Below are 17,294 nucleotides of genomic sequence, written 5' to 3'. Positions count from 1 at the left end.
TCTGGGGGTACCTCCCGCTCGCGGGGGCGGTACGAGACCGCTGCGGAGCGAGACAATCGGCTCAGTCGGTGGTGCCACCCACCACAGCGTCGGAGGTGGGTTCCTTGGCCGGTGGAGCGGTCAGCGCGGAGGCCAGCGCGCCGCCGGTGTGGTTGACGTGAACCACAAACGGCCGCAGCGTCGTGTAGCGGATCACGCTCATCGACGCGGGGTCGGCGGTGATTCGCTGAAAGCTGTCGAGGTGGGTGCCCAGCGCGTCGGCGAGCACGCTCTTGATCACGTCACCGTGGGTGCAGGCCACCCAGAGGGTGTCACCGCCGTGCTCCTGCGCCAGCCGCTTGTCGTGTTCGCGCACCGCCGCGACCGCGCGGGCCTGTACCTGCGCCAGCCCTTCGCCGTCGGGGAACACCGCGGCACTGGGCTGTTGCTGCACCACCGCCCACAGCGGCTCCTTGACCAGGTCGCCGATCTTGCGGCCGGTCCAGCTGCCGTAGTCCACCTCGGCGAGACGTTCGTCGATCACCGGCTCGAGCCCCAACTCGGCCGCCAGCGGCTCCAGCGTTCGCCCACAGCGCAACAACGGCGAGCGGATGAGCGCCTTGATGGGCAGCCCGGCGACCCTGGCCACGATTCCGGCGGCCTGCTCGCTGCCCAAGGTGTCGAGCTCGACACCCTCGGCGCGGCCGGCCAGGGTGTGCGCGGTGTTCGACGTCGAACGACCGTGCCGCAGAAGGATGACCGTCATGTGGCCGCGACCACCCCGGTACCCAACAGGATCAACAGCACGGTTCCCAGGACCACGCGGTAGCCGACGAACCAGTACATGCCGTGGTTGACCAGGAACTTCAGGAACCAGGCGATGGCGGCGTAACCGACAACGAAGGCGATGAGGATGGACACCAAGAGCTGGGCCCCGGTGGCGCTCATTCCCTCCGTCACCGGCGCGAAGGCGTCGGGCAAGGAGAACAGGCCCGAGGCGAACACCGCGGGGATGGCCAGCAGGAAGCCGAACCGGGCGGCCAGCTCACGTTCCATGCCGAGGAACAGCCCGGCGCTGATGGTCGCGCCCGAGCGTGACACCCCCGGGACCAGCGCCAGACACTGGGCGAAGCCGACGATCACCGCGTCACGCCAGGTGAGCTGTTCGACCTTGCGGGTCTGCCTGCCGACGTACTCGGCGGCGGCGATCACGAAGGCGAAAACGATCAGCGCGGTGGCCACCAGCCACAAATTCCTTGCCCCGCTGCGGATCTGGTCCTTGAAGAGCAGGCCAAGAACACAGATCGGGATGGTGCCGATGATGACCCACCAGCCCAGCCAGTAGTCGGCGTTGCGGCGGGCTGCGTCTCGCAACCCCGCGAACCACGCGACGAGGATGCGTCCGATGTCCTTGGCGAAGAAGACCAAGACCGCAACCTCGGTACCGAGTTGGGTCACGGCGGTGAACGACGCGCCTGCGTCGTCGTCGAAGAACGCTCGAGACACGATGGCCAGGTGTCCGGATGACGAGACTGGAAGGAACTCCGTGAGCCCCTGAACGATGGCGAGAACCACCACCTGCAGCCACGACATCGCCGCCACTGCACTGTCCAACGGTGTGCTCCTCCCCCACGGTTGCGGCCCCGGAGAAGACCGTACCGTGACCGGCGAGCCGGATGCGCGACGTAGGGCTAGCGGGAGATCGGTTGCGCGGAGAACACCGCATCACGCACCGCCGCGGCGATGCTGCGTTCATCGGAGACGTCGATGTCCACCAGACCTCGGGTGAACCTGGCGACCACATCCTCGGCGTGCGGAACGGGGCCGGCCAGACGGGGCCGGTACACCTCGACGCTGAGCATCTGCCTGGCTACGTGGAAGGAGAAACTGCGCCCGTCACCGACCTCACCAAAGCCACTGGCGTGGATTCCGGGGGTGATGTCCTCGAAGAAAAAACCACCTGTGACGTCTCTCTCAGGGGCCAGTGTCATGGATTTACCATACCGTCAATACGCAACGCCGAGTAGCGTTTTCTACTATTGCTCGTCCAGGAGAAAGCCGTCCGCACGCGCGAGAGTTACCCGTTGCCCTTCATATTGAAACGTATTAGCGCCCGTCCCGCCACCGCTACAGCAACCGTTCTGGTGGCATTCGCGCTGCTCAGCGCCGGATGTTCGACCACCGCGGTGGACTCGACTCCCCCGACCATCGAGCCGGCCAGGCCCGCCGCCGCCCCGCCGGCCGCCGTCACCCCGGCCGGCACCGTCCGACCACTGCCCGGGCGCCCCGCCGCCGCGGTGTTCGACGCCGGCGTCGACGCGCTGGTGGCACTGACTCCCGGTGAGACCAGCACGGTGACCGTGCTGGAACCGACCCCCCGCGTGATCGACATTCCCGGGCAGGCCACCGCGCTGACCAGCGACGGCCGGGGTACCGCGTACGTCACCGGCCGCGGCGGCTACACGCGGGTGAACCTGTCGACAGGGGCTACCGAGCAGATCCAGGTGGCCGCCGACACCGAGTTCACCGCGGTGGCACTGCGCCAGGACGACGGACCGGTGCTGGGCAGCTCCACCGGCGCGGTCTATCTGCTGAACTCCGACGGAACAGATGTCGAGCAACGGGTGGAGATCTTCGCCCGCGTGGACGCCTTGGCCACCGTGGGAGACACCACCGTGGTACTCGACCGCGGTCAGACCTCGGTGACCAGCGTGAACACCGACGGCAAGGCACAGCAGGCGCTGCGGGCCGGTGAGGGGGCCACGTCCATCGCCGCCGATCCGGCAGGTCGCGTACTGGTGACCGACACCCGCGGTGACGAGTTGCTGGTGTTCGGAGTGGACCCGCTGATCATGCGGCAGCGCTACCCGGTGCCCGCCGCTCCCTACGGCGTCGCCGGTTCGTCGAACCTGGCCTGGGTGTCACAGACCGCGACCAATGCCGTTGTTGGTTACGATCTGGCGACCGGAATACCTGTCGAGAAGGTGCGTTACCCAACTGTGCAGCAACCCGACTTCGTGGCATTCGACGACGCCACCGGCACCCTCTACGTGGTGTCGGGCTCAGGCGCGGGTGTCCAGGTGATCGAATCCGCAGCAGGCACCCCGTGACAGCTGCGCGGCGCGGCCGGATGCCGGTGGGCTGGGATATGGACCTGTCCGACGACTACGAGTGGGTGCCACTGCGCCTGCCACCGGACGTCACCCGACTCACCGCGTCCACCCGATTGTCGATCGAGGCCGAGTACCGCGGCTGGGAGCTGACCAAGGTTCGGCTCTACACCGATGGCACCCGGCGGGTGTTGCTGCGACGCAAGAAGTCTCGTGTGCAGAATCCCAACGCCGACGAATTGCCGGAGCTGTAGTGCTCTACGACGCACTGCGCCGGGCCATGTTCGTACTGCCACCCGAGCGCATCCACACCATCGCTTTCGCCGCCTTGCGCGGTGTCACCGCCCCCGCCCCGCTGCGACGACGTCTGCGCCATGCGCTGGCCCCAGCGGATCCGGTGCTGGCCAGCACGGTGTTCGGAGTGCATTTCCCGGGCCCGCTCGGCCTGGCAGCCGGCTTCGACAAGGACGGCCACGGCCTGACCACCTGGGGTGCGCTGGGATTCGGCTACGCCGAGGTCGGCACCGTCACCGCCGCAGCACAGCCGGGCAACCCGCGACCGCGACTGTTCCGGTTGCCTGCCGACCGCGCGCTGCTCAACCGCATGGGCTTCAACAATCACGGAGCAGCGGCATTGGCCACCCAACTGGTCCGCCGCCGCGCCGACGTGCCCATCGGCGTCAACATCGGCAAGACCAAGGTCACCCCGGCAGCACAAGCAGACGAGGACTACCGCACCAGCGCCCGCCTGTTGTCGCCGCTGGCCGATTACCTGGTGGTCAACGTCAGCTCACCCAACACCCCGGGCCTGCGCGACCTGCAGGCCGTGTCCGCGCTGCGGCCCATCCTCGCCGGTGTCCTCCAGGAGGCCGGCAACACCCCGGTGCTGGTGAAGATCGCGCCGGACCTGGCCGACAGTGACGTCGACGAGGTGGCCGATCTGGCCGTCGAACTCGGGCTCGCGGGCATCGTGGCGACCAACACGACGATCTCGCGTGCCGGCCTGCACACCCCGGGGGCGGCCGACCTCGGCGCAGGCGGCGTGTCAGGGGCCCCGGTGGCGCGACGGTCGCTGGAGGTGCTGCGACGACTGCACGCCCGGGTCGGCGACCGCCTGGTGCTGATCAGCGTCGGCGGCATCGAGACCGCCGACGACGCCTGGGAACGGATCACCGCCGGCGCCTCACTGCTGCAGGGGTACACCGGCTTTATTTACGGTGGCGGCATGTGGGCCAAGCACATTCACGACGGCCTGGCGTCCCGGCTGCATGCGGGGGGTTTTGCCTCGCTGTCCGACGCGGTGGGGTCCGGCGCCGGGTAACCGGGATCGTAGGGTGGACTCCTATGGATGTTTCGTTTCTGGCTTTCGAATGGACGGACACCAGTCGGCACTGGCTCATCGAGGTCCCGATCAGGATCGTCGCCTACATCGCAGTGGCCCTGGTCATCCGGCTTGTCCTGCAACGCATGATCGACCGGGCCACCACAGCCCGGGCTCATAAGGACACCGCCGCCGACGGCTCTGAAACCAAGCCGGGCCGGACACCTCCGCTGGTCCGCAAGCTGCGGGATCGGGTGCCCAGTACGTCCACCAGCGAGCAGGTGATCCTGCGGCGCCAACAGCGCGCTCAAACCATCGGCTCGGTGCTGAAATCCACCGTGTCGATCGTGTTGCTGGTGTGGGTGGTGCTGGCTGTCCTCAACGTGCTCGGGGTCAACATCGCACCGTTCATCGCCTCGGCCGGTGTGGTTGGCCTTGCCATCGGCTTCGGCGCACAGAACCTGGTGCGCGACTTCGTGACCGGCGTGTTCATGCTGCTCGAGGACCAGTACGGCGTTGGTGACACCGTCGATCTCGGCGACGCGGTGGGCGAGGTCGAGAGTGTCGGATTGCGGGTCACCACGGTCCGCGACATCGACGGCACGCTCTGGTACGTCCGCAACGGCGAGATCGCCCGGGTGGGCAACATGAGCCAGGAGTACGCCGTCGCCCGGATCGAGGTGCCCGTGGCGCTGACGGCTGATCTGGACCGCGCCCAGGAGGTCGCGGTCCAGGCGGCCGAGGAAGCCGTCGCCGAGCCGTCAGTGGCCGCCAAGGTGATCGGCGAACCCCAGATGCTGGGGGTGCAGGAGCTGTCGCCCGACCTGGTGACGCTGCGGATGACGGTGAAGGTGCGGCCCAACGCGCAGTGGGCGGTCAAGCGCAAGCTCAGGCGGGCGATTCTGCGTGCCTACGATCAGCACGGCATCGACCTGCCGTACCCGACGGGACGAGCAGCCGCCATCGGCGAATAGACCGATTGACCGCTAGATGGCGGTCAGCCAGTAGGCCCACCGCGGGTCTGACATCTTCATCCGCGCCCGCATCAGCTTCCACAGCCCGTACTTGTGGTAGTCGAAATCCCATGTGGTGTTGAGCTGCTGGTTGACCACCGCCCATAGACCCCACTTGGTGTCGGCGAGCGCGCAGCACACCTGGACGCGCGCCTGGGTGGCGAAATCGGTGTTGCCGTAGAACTGCTCGATGAGTTCGAGCGCCTGCTCCTCGGTGTAGAACATCTCCACGATCAACAGCGCCAGCTCGTAGGCGCGTTCGTTGTTGGAGGCGAATTCGTAGTCCACCATCCGCATGGGTTTGCCGTCGGCCACCAAGAAGTTACCGGGCATCGGATCATTGTGGCAGGCAACAAGGTCGAGTCCGCTGGCCAGCAATGCCGCCTTGGCCTGCTGGTACTCCCCAGGATCAGGTCCGCGTCCACGGGCAGATTCACGCCGATCTCACGGGCCTGGTCCAAGTGTTCTTCGATCATGTCGAACATGGTCTTGGTGCCGCTGAGCAGACCGCCGTCATGCAGGTTGCGGTAGATGCCGATGATCTCCACCGGCACCTCGGGCCGTTTGAAGTCACCGTTGGTGCAGGCGCGGTAACCTTCCAGGAACTCGATGACCTCCACTCCGGTGGTGGAGTCGAAATGCACCACCTCGGCGCCGATTCCACGCTCACCGGCCCGGCGGGTGGCCTCGTTGGCCAGGGTGCGGTCGATGAAGGCGTCACTGCCGTCACCGGGGATCTTGAGAAAGTAGCGGGTGTCCAGCCCCTCGACGGTGATGCGCCAGTTGCTGTTCATCAGTCCGCCCAGCACCGGGGCATACGTGAGGGTGCGGCCCTGCCAGCGTTCGATCTGGCTCAGCACATCTTCCACCCGGCGCTCGACGGCCGACCGGGCGGAGCCCATCGTCCGGTCGCCTGCGCTGTCGGGGCGTTCGTCTGTCACGGTCACAGACCCTCCAATCGGTCGTGGAAGTGCCCGTCGGCCAAACCCGCACGCGCGCGCAGGAACTGCCAGTCCGACAGCTTGGAGTACTCCAGTGTGCCCGGCCGCGCCGCGTCGGCGTAAGCGCCGATCAGGCCCCAGCGCACCATGTCGACGATGCCGTACACCCGGGCCCGGTCGAACAGAGCCTGATCATAGGAACCCCACGCCATTTCGAAGGCGGCCCTGGCCTGTGAGTCGAACGGACGCACCTCGGCCAGCAGCACACCGATGTCCTGCAACGGATCCATCACCGCGGCGACATCCCAGTCGACCAGCAAGGTGCGGCCATCCTCGACCAGCAGCACATTGGACACATTGCCGTCACCGTGGGCCGGTACGGTGTCGAAACCGGTGGCCAGGATCCGCTTCTCGGCCATGTCGAGCAGCCGCAGCATCCAGCTGAAATCCTTGGGCAGAACCACATTCTGTGACTGCGCCAACGTCGTGAGTGTCCTGATGTCGTCGAACACCGTGGCCGTCCTGGTGATCCCGGTGCTGGTGTGTACCTTGGCGCGGACGTCGATCAGCTTCTGCAAGGCGTCAGGGTCGTCGAACCGGTTGAGGGTGGCGGTCGAGGCGGTGTCCACGAAGTTCTCCAGCACCAGGGTGCCCGTGGCGGGATCGGCGGCAAGCACCTTCGGTCCGATACCCAGCTCTCCTGCCGCGGTGGCGGCGGCGAACGCATGCTCGACATCGGTGTAGGCGCCGGCATGGCCGATCATGGTCTTGACGAACACCGACTGCGAATCCGAACGGACGTCCAGGCATTCGGAGTCCGCCCCCCACCAGCTGGGGCTGGCCATCGACGAGGTGGAGTCGGCGGTGACCGTGCCGTCGAGGGACAGACCGAGCGCGCTCAGCCGGGCGGTGATGCTCACGTGGTGCCTCCTGCCTGTGCGGTGACGGGGTGCGGCCACTCGATGTCGAAACCGCGCCTGCTTTCCAGCCATTTGGTGAGCCGCAGCACCGCGCGGTCGGCCAGGCGCGGGCCGATCACCTGGATCCCCACCGGCATCCCGCCGGAGAAGCCGAAACACAACGCCGACGCGGGCGCCGCCGTCTGGTTGGACCATGCGGTGAAACCGCAGTGCGCCAACGGTTGTGACTCGTCGCCGCCACAAACATCAGCGGCGAAACCGACCATCGGGATCACGGGTGCGATCACGAAGTCGAACTCGGCGCAGGCGGCGCGCATGGTCTCCGCCGAGTGCGCGACGGCTTCGCTGTCGCGGGTGAAGTCGGCAGCGGTGTAGGCGGCCGCGGATGCACACCAGGTGCGGATCGCCGGATGTACCAGGTGGCGACGATCTTCGGGGATGGACTCCAACTCGGCTATGGCACGCACGGCGAACACCCGGTCCAACGCGGGATACGGGTCGTCGTCGAACACCGGTGCCATGGTGGTGACCATGGCACCGCCGTCGGCCAGCGCAGCGGCCGCGGCATCCACCACGGCGGCCACGCAGGTATCGGCGGCGAAGCCGGGGTTCAGTTCGGTCAGCACTCCGATACGCAGCCCCGATGGCGACAACGGTTCTGTCGAGGTGGCACCGTCCTCGGGGGCCAGGCTCCACAGGTCGCGCACGTCGGGCCGGCTCAGGATGTCGTACAGGGCGATCGCGTCGTCGACGGTGCGCGCCATCGGGCCTGCCGAGCGCATGGTGGACGGCGCCAGATGCGGGATCCGGCCCTGGGTGGGTTTGAGCGCCACCAGCCCGCAGTGTCCGGCGGGCAGGCGGACCGAGCCGGCGATGTCCGTGCCCACGGAGCCGAAACCGATTCCGGCCGCAAGGCTGGCGCCGGCGCCGGAACTGGAGCCGCCGGTGCTGCGGGTCAGATCCCATGGGTTCCGGGTGATGCCGTAGAGCGAGCTGACGCCTGCGGCCATCATGCCGAAGTCGGGCATGGTGGTCTTGCCGAGGATCACCGCGCCGGCTTCTTTGAGTCGTGCGGCAGGTGGGGCGTCGACGGTCGAGTCGGGCACGTCGTCGAAGGCCGCACAGCCGTGCCGCCACGGCATTCCGCTGGCGTTGACGCTGTCTTTGATGGTCACCGGGACGCCGTCCATGGCAGACAACGGGGTGCCCGCCGCCCAGCGCTGCGTCGAGGCCGCCGCGGCTGCCGCCGCTGCGTCGGCGTCGACGTAGGCCAGTGCGTTGATGGCCGGATTCCGCTCATCGATGCGCGACAGGGTGTCCTCGAGAACCGCGGTGGGCGTGGCCTCGCCGCTGCGATAGGCGGCGATCAGAGTCGAGATGTCGGTGTCGATCATGCCGGTGCTCCCACCTCCAGCACACCGGTGAGCATGCGCCCGGCGATTCCGGTGAGCATCCGAACTCCCGCCACCATCTGTGCGTCGGTGGTGTATTCGTGCTCGTTGTGGGAGATCCCCTCGACGCTGGGCACGAACAGCATCACCGTCGGCACCACGTCAGTCAGGTTCACCGAGTCATGGCCAGCCATGGTGGGCAACTCCTTCCAGCTCAGCCCCAGCTCGTCGGCAGCCGCACCGGCCAGGGCGATCCCGGCGTCCGGATAGGCCTTGGACAGCCGCAGGGTCGCCGATTCCACGGTGACCGTCACCTCGTCGATCTCGGCCAGTCTGGCGATCAGGCTGGTGTGAGCTTGTTCCAGTACCGCGGCGTCCAGCGAGCGCATATCGGCGGCCAGCCGGACCCGTGCGGGCACCACCACCGGCGAGTTGGGTTCGACGGTGAACTGCCCGACCGAACTCAGTAGCGCTCCTTCGCCGAATCGGGCGTTGTACTCGTCGGCGACGTCGCGTACCGCCAGGACCACCTTGCTGGCACCCACCAGCGCGTCCTTGCGGTAGCGCATGTGGGTGGCGCCGGTGTGCGACTGCTCGCCGGTGACGGTGACGACGTACTTGTAGGCCGCCCAGTTGCGGGTCACGACGCCGATGTCCAGTCCTTCGTCGATCAGGGTGCGACCCTGCTCGATGTGGATCTCGGCGAACGCCGCGGCCACCGGTGGGGTGTCCTGGCCGTGGAAACCGATGGCCTGCAACGCCTCCCGCACCGTGGTGCCGTCCAGGGCGGCGGTGTCCAGCACGGTATCGGCGTCGAACTTGCCGATGTAGACACCGCTGCCCATCAGGCTCGGCGAGAACCGCGAGCCCTCCTCGTTGAACCAGTTCACCGCAGCCACGTTCAGCCGGATCCCGGCGGGCGGATCGGCCTGCAGGCGGGCGGCGGCGTAGGCCGCCGCCAGCACGCCGTAGGCGCCGTCAAAGCGTCCCGAGGTCGGCTGGCTGTCCAGATGCGAGCCGATCAGCACGTACGGAGCGCCCGGTACCGCCTCGGCGCAGCCGTACATGTTGCCCACCGAATCCACCAGGCAGCTCATCCCGTGCCGAAGCAACCAGTCACGCAGCCACTCGCGGGCGAGGCCGTCGGCGGCGGTGGCCGCCTCCCGGTGTACCCCGCCCGCGGGTGTGGCTCCGATGGCCGACAGCTCTGCGAAATCCTGCAGGAACGCGTGGTCGCTGAGGTCAGCAGAACTCACGGGGTTCCCTGCACCAGCGGCGTCGCAGCCGCCGGAGCACCCTTGACAGAGGTACGTGCCACGTCGAACATTGCTGCCACCCTTGCCTTTTCCTCGTCATCGGACTTGATGAGCCATGCCGCGGCCAAGAACACCACGAGGTTCACCACGATTCCGACGATACCGCCGGTGAGGCTGCCGAGCGCCCTGATGTCGTCGGGGTAGATCCACGTGAGCACCATGGCGACCAGGAAGCCGGCGACCATGCCCGCGACAGCGCCCTGCTTGTTGCCACCCTTCCAGAAGATGCCGAAGAACAGCGGAACCGCCAACTGGACGATGCCCTGGTAGGAGATCTGGGCCAGCAGCTGCAGCCGGTCCATGTTGAAGGTGAAGAAGGCAACCACGCCGGCCAGCGCCATGAAGCCCATCATCGAGGACTTGGCCACCAGGGTCAGCTGCTTGTCCGACAGCGGACGCTTCTCGGTGTTCACCAGGTCGTTGGCGATCTGCAGACCGCAGACCTGGACGCTGCCGTCGATGTGGCCCATGGAGGCGGCGAACACGATGGTGATGCCCAGGCCCAGCAGCCAGGTGCCGCCGTAGTCACTCATGATGGTGAACCAACCCATCTGCGGTGCGTCGAGCACGTCGGGCATGACGGTGGCGGCGATGCCGACCAGCATCAACAGCGTGTAGAACACTCCGGAGATCAGCACGGTGCACAGCGTGCCGGACTTCACCGAACGGACGCTGGAAGCGGTGTAGATGCGCTGGAAACTGGTTGGCCAGCACAGTGATCCGATGACACCGGTGAAGATCAGCGCAAAGATGTACAACGGCCCGTAAGAGCCGCCGTCACCGGGCAGGGTGAGGAACTCGTCGGCGACGTCGCCCAGCACGGCGAAGCTGATCGGGCCGCCGGCCGCACCGGACAGCAGGACCAGGCAGACGATCGCGGCGAAGACATAGGCGACGGTGCCCTGGAACGCGTCGGTCATGATCAGGCCGCGCATACCCATCCGCACGGTCCAGTACTGGCGGATGATGATCACGGCCAGGCCGACGATCAGGCAGGTGGTCACCGACCATGCGCCGTCGCTGGCCAGTTCGAAGACCGAGCCAAGCGCCTGCATGCCCAGCACCACCCAGGGGAACAGCGACACGATGCCGATGACGCTGGAGATCACGCGCACCGCAGACGAATTGAACCGCTTACCCAGCAGGTCCGGCTGGGAACGCAGGTCGTACTTCTTGCCCCACCGCCAAGCGCGGGTGGCCATGAAGTACATCATCGCCACACCCAGTGTGGAGTAGGCCAACCCGTAGAGGCCGAAGACGCCCGCGCCCGCCGCCAGGCCGAAGAAGGCGATGAACGTCGAACCCGGCCACCAGGAGTTGACGTAGCTCATCGCCACGTACCAGGGGCCGTAGGCGCGCCCACCGACGGCGTATTCGTCGAAGGTGGGCGCTGTCTTCTGTTGTGTCACATAGAGAATGGCGACCACGATGGCATAGAACACCGCCAGCATGCTGAGCATGATCCACATATCAGCCTCCGAGGCTTCCGGTAACTGGGGCGTTCGATTCGGGTTCTGTAGTGTCACTGTCGAGCTCGCCGCGGATGTCTTCGACCACGTAGAACGCCGTCAAGGTGAGCCCGAGAATCAGGGCATTGATGATCCAGTACATGATGGCGAACGGGATGCCGAGGATTTCGGCGCGAATTCCACTGCCCCACAGGTACAGTGGCGGGAACAGGGCGAACAGCAGCGCCAGCGCGTACAGCGTGCCGAAGAAGCCGACGATGGTACGGCGTGGCAGCCCTTTGATGAACTCTTTCATGCAGAAACCCCTTCCTGATCGAACGCCGATGACACCCATGGCAACAGCTGATGATGGATACGTCCGTTGCTGGCAATACCGTTGCCCGCGTCGAATACCTCACGCCCGTCCAGACTGGTGAACCGGCCGCCGGCCTCTGCCAGGATCACCGGCATGGGCGCCAGGTCGAAAGCGTGTGCGGTGTAGTCCACCACGGCGTCCGCGTGGCCGCAGGCCACCATCGCGTAGCCGAACGCGTCACCCCATGTGCGCAGCACCACGTTCTGGCTGTGCAGATCGGAGATCACCGAGGGATCCCAGTCCTCCAGCCAGGTGGCCATCACGTAGGCACCGTCGAGGCTGGGCCGGTCGGACACCGACACGCGGGTGCCGTTGCGCCAGCAGCCCTTGCCCTTCTCCGCGTGAACGAGGATCCCGGCGCTGGGCAGGTTGATCACGCCGAAGACGATCTCCTCACCTTCCTGCAGCGCGATCAGGTTGGTGTACAGCGGGACTCCGCGGACAAACGATTTGGTGCCGTCGATGGGGTCGACGATCCAGCGGTATCCGCTGGTACCGCGGGTTTCGGGGAACTCCTCACCGGTGAAGGAGTCGTCGGCGAATTCAGCCTCCACAGCCTGGCGCAAGAACATCTCGATCTCGCGGTCCGCCTCGGTGACCGGGGACCCGTCGGCCTTGACGTCCACGTCGAGGTCCTGCGCCTCGAAGTAGCGCCGGGAGATCTCACCGGCCCTGGCCGCCATCGAGAAGCCGAGCTCGATGCGGCGGTCGCGTTCTGTCACGGGTTCGACTGTCGGGTTAGACCATTTCTGGTTCGGTGAGGCGTGCGTTAAGGACGTGTAAACAGCGCCTGTGGACCGACAGGTAGGTCTGCGGTGACCGTCGCGCGCCGATACCGTGAATTCATGCTTGCTGTTGCGCACGCTCACGAAGCGCTGCGACGGCTGGCCGACGAGCTGGCCGGTCGCGGTGAGGCACGCATGCCTGCCGAGCGGGTACTGGCCGAGCGGCTCGGCACGTCGAGGACCACGGTGCGCAAGGCCCTCGAGCTGCTGGAGCAGCAGGGCACCATCAACCGGGTGAAGGGAAGGGCGGGGGGCGCCTATCTGACCGCGGTCAGTGCCCGCGACGCCGCGCCACAGGCCTCGCAGCCCTATTGCGGTAGCCGCGGTGTGCTGCGCAGCCTCAACACGGTCAAAGGAATCCCGGAGATCCTGGCCGAACAGGGTTTTCGGGACGGCACCACGGTGATCCGCTCCGGCATGGTGACGCCGGATCCCCATGTGGCGCAATCATTGCGGCTCTCGGACGGGCAGTCCGTGGTCTCGGCGCTGCGGCTTCGGCACGCCGACGGCGAGACGCTGTCGCTGGAGCAGATGTATCTGCGACCCGAGTTGGCGGCGGTGCTGCGCACCGAAATGACCTCGTCGATGTACCGCACCCTGTGGAACCGGCTGGGCGTGCGGATCTCGGTGGTCGACGAGTCCATCGAGATCGTGTCGTTGTCGGCGGTCGAGGGAGCACTGCTGGGCCAGCCCGCCGGAACCCCGGCGTTGCAGTTGGAGCGAGTGGGTTATGACCAGAACGGCAGACCCACCGAATACTCCGTGGATCTGTTCCGGGCCGACCGCACCCGGTTACAGGTGCGGTCGGAGTCCAAACTGTCCGACGGGATGAGGGTGACGCCCGGCGGCCGGTCTCAGTTCTGCTCGTAGGTCCCGTGGATCAGCGCACGGGCGATCGCGTTTCCGAAAAGATTGAAGCCCAGGTATGCCGGTGACGCGTCCTCGGTGAGGTCGAGCTTTTCGACCTGCAGAGCATGCACGGCCACGATGTAGCGGTGCGGGCCGTGGCCCGCGGGCGGGGCGGCACCGACGAAGCGGTGCAGTCCGGCGTCGTTGCGCAAGGTGATGGCGTCTCCCGGCAGCGAGCTGCCGTCACCCACCCCAGCGGGCAGGTCGGTGACCGTGCCGGGCAGGTTGGCCACCGCCCAGTGCCAGAAGCCGGACACCGTGGGCGCGTCGGGGTCGTAGACGGTGACGGCGAAGCTGCGGGTCTCCTCTGGGAAACCGGACCAGCTCAGCTGCGGTGATTCGTCTTCACCGCCCGCGCCCATCAAGCCGCTTACCTGAGCTTTGCCCCACACCGCACCGTCGACGAACGACTCGGAGGTGAGAGTGAAGCCGGGCAGCTTCGGCAGGAACTCATACGGGTTGTACGGAAATGCCATGGACGATCCCTTTCTCGGTCAGCAGTTCTTCAGGAAGTGCTCGAGCACGTCGACGCCGAACGTCAGCGCGTCCACCGGGACCCGCTCGTCGACGCCGTGGAACAGCGCGGTGAAGTCCAGCTCGGGCGGCAGCCGCAGCGGGATGAAGCCGAAGCACCGGATACCCAAGCGGGCGAAGTGTTTTGCATCGGTACCGGCCGAGAGCATGTACGGCACGGTGCGGGCCTGCGGGTCGACGGTCAGCAGCGCGGAGTTCATGGCCTCCACCAGGTCACCGTCGAAACTCGTTTCATATGACGGCAATTCGGTGACCCACTCACGAGTGACATCCGGGCCGATGATCTCGTCGACCTCCCGCTCGAACGCCGCCTGCCGGCCGGGGATCACCCGGCAGTCCAGCACCGCTTCGGCGGTGGCGGGAATGACGTTGGCCTTGTAGCCGGCGTTGAGCATCGTCGGGTTCACGGTGTCTCGCAAGGTGGCGTTGATGATCCGGGAGATGGAGCCGAGCTTGGCGATGGTGCCGTCGAGGTCCGCCGATTCCGGGTCGAAGCTGTAGCCGGTCTCCTCCGCCACGGCGGTGAGGAACTCGTTGACCGCCGGGCTGAGCACCAGCGGGAACTGGTGACGGCCCAGTTTGGCGACGGCCTCGGCCAACATGGTGACGGCGTTGTCGGGGTGGATCATCGAGCCGTGCCCGGCGCGGGCGCGGGCCGTCAGCTTCATCCACAGCATGCCCTTTTCGGCCGTCTCGATCAGGTACAGCCGACGCTCGCCGCCGTCGCGGGTGGGCACGGTCAGCGAGTAGCCACCCACCTCGCCGATGGCTTCGGTGATGCCGTCGAACAACTCGGGACGGTTCTCCACCAGCCACCGGCAACCGTACTTGCCGCCGGCTTCCTCGTCGGCGACGAAGGCGAACACCAGATCGCGCGGCGGCACGATGCCTGCCCGTTTGAAGTGCCGGGCCACCGCGAGCATCATGCCGACCATGTTTTTCATGTCGATGGCGCCACGACCCCAGACGTAGCCGTCCTCGACCGCCCCGAGAACGGGTGCACACTCCAGTCGGAGGCCTCTGCGGGCACCACATCCAGGTGCCCGTGCACCAACAGCGCTCCGCGACTGCGGTCAGCGCCTTCGAGCCGGGCGAACACATTGCCTCGTCCTGGGGCCCCGGATTCGACGTACTCGCAGGTGTAGCCCACCTCTTCGAGCTGTTCGATGATCCAGCGGGCGCACTGCTCCTCACCCTTGGTGGTGGTGAGATCACCGGTGTTGGAGGTGTCGAACCGGATCAACGAGCTGACGAGTCCGACAACCTCTTGCGCGGGAGTGCTCACAGTCCCCTTTCTAACACCCGCTGGTTTGGGATCAGCCGGGTGCATCCGATAGCCTTAGTCGCCCGCCACGCTTTGTAGCCGAAGCGGGCGAGTGTGAAACACAGGTCCGAGTGGCGGAATGGCAGACGCGCTAGCTTGAGGTGCTAGTGCCCTATTAACGGGCGTGGGGGTTCAAGTCCCCCCTCGGACACGTCCGGCGACACGACTTAAGTCGGCAGTCGCCGTGACCCGCTGAAGATGCGGGTCGTAGTCAAGACGAAGGCCCAGGCTGGCGTATACCTCGGCGCGCTCAGACCCGGTTGCCGCGCCGAGGACCGCTGAGAGTCCACCCAGTTCCTCGACTAAGTCGCTGATCTGTGCGGCAGACATGGCGCGGGGCCGCTCCGCTCGCTCAAGACGTGCCCTCAGCTCGTCGCGCTCGGCGGTACGTTGACGCAACGCGGCAGCTAGATCCTCAACGGCCACGCCAGACTCCACGGCGGTAATCAACGCGGCCACCTTGGCATTCGCCTCGCTCAGCTGGCGCTGCAAGGCGGCGTAGCCAGGTCCGGCCGCCGGGTCCACGTCTTGCCCGCGTGCGAGGTCTTCTGGATCGGCCAGAGTGGCGATCCATTCGTCGAGTCGTGCTGTCACTGCGTCTTCACGGAGATAGACGGTGCGCGGATGATCACTTAGGTCCGCAGGTACAGAACGTGACTTGCCGAACTCACAACGATAGAGGATCCGCGTTGTTTGCTTCCCCGGTCGGGCGGCGCCCTGCATTCGCCGTCCACATGCGGCGCAGAACAGCAGCCCACGCAGCGCATACGGCACTGTCGATTCTCTGCTGCACACGCGACCGGGACCACGCCGCGCCCGCATCCGGAGACGAACAGCCTGCGCCAGCTCATCAGAGATCAGCGCTTCGTGCGTGCGTTGGTCGGGTGCGATCCAGTCGGCCCGATCGCGCCACCGCATGCGGGTCTCATATCCCGCGGCGACATCATCGGGGTTCAAAAGGACCTCATACTTCTCCTGCTTGCCGCAGACACGGATACCGCAGTACGCAGGGTTGTCGAGTATGGCGCGGATCGCCGAATGGGACCATCCACGTGGGTCACGATGCCGGTTCCGTGCCGGGTCGTATTGGCTCGGTGATGGCACTCCATCGTCGGTGAGCTGTTGTGCGATGAAGCGCAAGCCAGCACCATCGGCATACATGCGATAGATCCGCTCGACGGTCGGGGCGGTCTCGGAATCAGGCTCCAGGCGGTGAAGACGCTGCCCAAGACTTGCCTTGGCGGGGTTCGGGTGCGGGCCGGCATCGACGAGTCGATAACCGTACGGTGGGCGACCGCCGAGGTACCTGATTGTGTCCTGCGCGAGTGCCGACATCGCGGTACGGACGCGCATCTGGATTCGTGCACGTTCCCCCTTGCTCATTCCGCCGAAGAGCGTCATCACGAGGTCGTGTGCCTCGGATCCGGGATCAACCGCTCCGCCAACTTCAGGCACCCATAGGCCGACGCCGTAGTGCGTGAGCACCGGGAAGGTGAGCGCAAATTGCGGTCCGTAGAACGCGCGAGCAGGTTCCCCGATCACCACGGCATCGAAGCCACGGTCACGAGAAGTGACATCTGCAAGCAAACGTGAAGCCTCCGGTCTGCGTTTCCAGGGAAGCGAACGGCTTTGACCTATATCGAAGTAGTCGACAGCGAGGACTCCGCCATGCGGAGTGATCAGATCGATGGCACGACGTTTCTGCCAGCTGCGGCTCGCCTCAGGATCTTGAGCGTCCTCGGTACTCACTCGGCCATAGAAAGCGAACCTGAGGCTCATGCCACTTCCCTCCGTGATCCGCGGGTCCGGTCCCGCACAGCCAGTATGACGTTTACCAGCGCGCGGTTGGCCTCGCGCGGAAGCCGATTCCGGTTCGGCAGGTCAATTTGAACACCTCCCTCTGACATGCTCGGTGCATTAATTCGAG

At 66.4% G+C, this 17,294-nt stretch carries 18 protein-coding genes, 1 tRNA gene and 1 pseudogene; 6 read left to right on the top strand and 14 right to left on the bottom strand.

Annotation, left to right across the window (positions count from 1 at the left end):
• Positions 1-61: 61 nt before the first annotated feature.
• The 3 genes from BVC93_RS23715 to BVC93_RS23705 form a co-directional block, all read right to left on the bottom strand.
• Positions 62-745: a histidine phosphatase family protein gene (locus BVC93_RS23715; RefSeq protein WP_083739589.1), complete on the bottom strand. Its 684-nt coding sequence runs from the start codon at positions 743-745 to the stop codon at positions 62-64.
• The gene (locus tag BVC93_RS23710) at positions 742-1,572 is read right to left on the bottom strand and encodes an undecaprenyl-diphosphate phosphatase (RefSeq protein ID WP_083739588.1); all 831 of its coding nucleotides are present in this window, start codon (positions 1,570-1,572) and stop codon (positions 742-744) included. Before BVC93_RS23710 ends, BVC93_RS23715 begins: the two co-directional genes overlap by 4 nt.
• 98 nt (positions 1,573-1,670) lie before the next feature.
• Complete coding sequence (locus BVC93_RS23705) at positions 1,671-1,970, bottom strand: hypothetical protein (protein ID WP_083739587.1); 300 nt, start codon at positions 1,968-1,970, stop codon at positions 1,671-1,673.
• A 150-nt stretch (positions 1,971-2,120) separates the two neighbouring features.
• Between BVC93_RS23705 and BVC93_RS23700 the strand changes: the two genes are divergently transcribed.
• From BVC93_RS23700 to BVC93_RS23685, 4 genes are read left to right on the top strand one after another with little or no spacing between them, the layout of a single operon-like run.
• Positions 2,121-3,089, top strand: a complete 969-nt coding sequence (locus BVC93_RS23700) for a YncE family protein (protein WP_083741280.1) — start codon at positions 2,121-2,123, stop codon at positions 3,087-3,089.
• Positions 3,086-3,343 carry a DUF5703 family protein gene (locus BVC93_RS23695; RefSeq protein WP_083739586.1) on the top strand — a complete coding sequence of 86 codons (258 nt, stop codon included), beginning with the start codon at positions 3,086-3,088 and terminating at the stop codon, positions 3,341-3,343. The genes BVC93_RS23700 and BVC93_RS23695 overlap by 4 nt, the downstream gene beginning before the upstream one ends.
• Before the next feature lie 26 nt (positions 3,344-3,369).
• Positions 3,370-4,410 (top strand): quinone-dependent dihydroorotate dehydrogenase, encoded by a 1,041-nt coding sequence (locus BVC93_RS23690; protein WP_236950488.1) that lies wholly within the window; start codon positions 3,370-3,372, stop codon positions 4,408-4,410.
• Between the two features lie 23 nt (positions 4,411-4,433).
• Positions 4,434-5,384, top strand: a complete 951-nt coding sequence (locus BVC93_RS23685; RefSeq protein WP_083739584.1) for a mechanosensitive ion channel family protein — start codon at positions 4,434-4,436, stop codon at positions 5,382-5,384.
• A gap of 12 nt (positions 5,385-5,396) precedes the next feature.
• On the opposite strand, the gene BVC93_RS34160 is transcribed toward BVC93_RS23685, so the two are convergent.
• The 8 genes from BVC93_RS34160 to BVC93_RS23650 are packed head-to-tail and all read right to left on the bottom strand — an operon-like array spanning position 5,397 to position 12,537.
• Complete coding sequence (locus BVC93_RS34160) at positions 5,397-5,756, bottom strand: phosphotransferase family protein (RefSeq protein ID WP_236950099.1); 360 nt, start codon at positions 5,754-5,756, stop codon at positions 5,397-5,399.
• Positions 5,657-6,370 (bottom strand): choline/ethanolamine kinase family protein, encoded by a 714-nt coding sequence (locus tag BVC93_RS34155; RefSeq protein WP_236950098.1) that lies wholly within the window; start codon positions 6,368-6,370, stop codon positions 5,657-5,659. Before BVC93_RS34155 ends, BVC93_RS34160 begins: the two co-directional genes overlap by 100 nt.
• Positions 6,367-7,284 (bottom strand): phosphotransferase, encoded by a 918-nt coding sequence (locus BVC93_RS23675; protein ID WP_192860081.1) that lies wholly within the window; start codon positions 7,282-7,284, stop codon positions 6,367-6,369. The genes BVC93_RS34155 and BVC93_RS23675 overlap by 4 nt, the downstream gene beginning before the upstream one ends.
• On the bottom strand, positions 7,281-8,678 hold the full coding sequence (locus tag BVC93_RS23670; protein ID WP_083739582.1) for an amidase: 1,398 nt from the start codon (positions 8,676-8,678) through the stop codon (positions 7,281-7,283). Before BVC93_RS23670 ends, BVC93_RS23675 begins: the two co-directional genes overlap by 4 nt.
• Positions 8,675-9,931, bottom strand: coding sequence for a M20 family metallo-hydrolase (locus BVC93_RS23665; protein ID WP_083739581.1), 1,257 nt, complete (start codon positions 9,929-9,931; stop codon positions 8,675-8,677). Before BVC93_RS23665 ends, BVC93_RS23670 begins: the two co-directional genes overlap by 4 nt.
• A complete protein-coding gene (locus BVC93_RS23660) occupies positions 9,928-11,460 on the bottom strand; it encodes a sodium:solute symporter family protein (protein WP_083739580.1) in 1,533 nt (510 codons plus the stop codon). Before BVC93_RS23660 ends, BVC93_RS23665 begins: the two co-directional genes overlap by 4 nt.
• A 1-nt stretch (position 11,461) precedes the next feature.
• A complete protein-coding gene (locus BVC93_RS23655) occupies positions 11,462-11,755 on the bottom strand; it encodes a hypothetical protein (protein ID WP_083739579.1) in 294 nt (97 codons plus the stop codon).
• Entirely contained in the window at positions 11,752-12,537 is a 786-nt protein-coding gene (locus BVC93_RS23650) for an inositol monophosphatase family protein (RefSeq protein WP_083739578.1), read from the bottom strand. Before BVC93_RS23650 ends, BVC93_RS23655 begins: the two co-directional genes overlap by 4 nt.
• A gap of 123 nt (positions 12,538-12,660) precedes the next feature.
• Here BVC93_RS23650 and BVC93_RS23645 point away from each other — a divergent pair, with 123 nt between their 5' ends.
• Positions 12,661-13,470: a GntR family transcriptional regulator gene (locus tag BVC93_RS23645; RefSeq protein ID WP_157517049.1), complete on the top strand. Its 810-nt coding sequence runs from the start codon at positions 12,661-12,663 to the stop codon at positions 13,468-13,470.
• On the opposite strand, the gene BVC93_RS23640 is transcribed toward BVC93_RS23645, so the two are convergent.
• Both BVC93_RS23640 and BVC93_RS23635 read right to left on the bottom strand, forming a co-directional pair.
• On the bottom strand, positions 13,455-13,985 hold the full coding sequence (locus BVC93_RS23640; RefSeq protein WP_083739576.1) for a YbhB/YbcL family Raf kinase inhibitor-like protein: 531 nt from the start codon (positions 13,983-13,985) through the stop codon (positions 13,455-13,457). The two genes, BVC93_RS23645 and BVC93_RS23640, sit on opposite strands and share 16 nt — an antisense overlap.
• 18 nt (positions 13,986-14,003) lie before the next feature.
• A pseudogene (locus BVC93_RS23635) lies at positions 14,004-15,373 on the bottom strand (M20/M25/M40 family metallo-hydrolase).
• A gap of 59 nt (positions 15,374-15,432) precedes the next feature.
• Between BVC93_RS23635 and BVC93_RS23630 the strand changes: the two are divergent.
• A tRNA-Leu gene (locus BVC93_RS23630) sits at positions 15,433-15,518 on the top strand.
• On the opposite strand, the gene BVC93_RS23625 is transcribed toward BVC93_RS23630, so the two are convergent.
• On the bottom strand, positions 15,500-17,146 hold the full coding sequence (locus BVC93_RS23625; protein ID WP_083739575.1) for a recombinase family protein: 1,647 nt from the start codon (positions 17,144-17,146) through the stop codon (positions 15,500-15,502). The two genes, BVC93_RS23630 and BVC93_RS23625, sit on opposite strands and share 19 nt — an antisense overlap.
• Positions 17,147-17,294: the final 148 nt, after the last annotated feature.

This window comes from Mycobacterium sp. MS1601, from assembly GCF_001984215.1.
Taxonomy (GTDB): domain Bacteria; phylum Actinomycetota; class Actinomycetes; order Mycobacteriales; family Mycobacteriaceae; genus Mycobacterium.
The sequence above is the reverse complement of the archived record's forward strand: the minus strand, read 5'-3'. Positions and strand labels throughout refer to the sequence as shown.

Excerpts from the sequence above, each read along its gene's own strand:
- BVC93_RS23715 (WP_083739589.1), bottom strand. The coding sequence starts at position 745 with ATGACGGTCATCCTTCTGCGGCACGGTCGTTCGACGTCGAACACCGCG.
- BVC93_RS23710 (WP_083739588.1), bottom strand. The coding sequence starts at position 1,572 with ATGTCGTGGCTGCAGGTGGTGGTTCTCGCCATCGTTCAGGGGCTCACG.
- BVC93_RS23705 (WP_083739587.1), bottom strand. The coding sequence starts at position 1,970 with ATGACACTGGCCCCTGAGAGAGACGTCACAGGTGGTTTTTTCTTCGAG.
- BVC93_RS23690 (WP_236950488.1), top strand. The coding sequence starts at position 3,370 with ATGTTCGTACTGCCACCCGAGCGCATCCACACCATCGCTTTCGCCGCC.
- BVC93_RS23685 (WP_083739584.1), top strand. The coding sequence starts at position 4,434 with ATGGATGTTTCGTTTCTGGCTTTCGAATGGACGGACACCAGTCGGCAC.
- BVC93_RS34160 (WP_236950099.1), bottom strand. The coding sequence starts at position 5,756 with ATGCCCGGTAACTTCTTGGTGGCCGACGGCAAACCCATGCGGATGGTG.
- BVC93_RS23670 (WP_083739582.1), bottom strand. The coding sequence starts at position 8,678 with ATGATCGACACCGACATCTCGACTCTGATCGCCGCCTATCGCAGCGGC.
- BVC93_RS23660 (WP_083739580.1), bottom strand. The coding sequence starts at position 11,460 with ATGTGGATCATGCTCAGCATGCTGGCGGTGTTCTATGCCATCGTGGTC.
- BVC93_RS23655 (WP_083739579.1), bottom strand. The coding sequence starts at position 11,755 with ATGAAAGAGTTCATCAAAGGGCTGCCACGCCGTACCATCGTCGGCTTC.
- BVC93_RS23645 (WP_157517049.1), top strand. The coding sequence starts at position 12,661 with ATGCTTGCTGTTGCGCACGCTCACGAAGCGCTGCGACGGCTGGCCGAC.
- BVC93_RS23640 (WP_083739576.1), bottom strand. The coding sequence starts at position 13,985 with ATGGCATTTCCGTACAACCCGTATGAGTTCCTGCCGAAGCTGCCCGGC.
- BVC93_RS23625 (WP_083739575.1), bottom strand. The coding sequence starts at position 17,146 with ATGAGCCTCAGGTTCGCTTTCTATGGCCGAGTGAGTACCGAGGACGCT.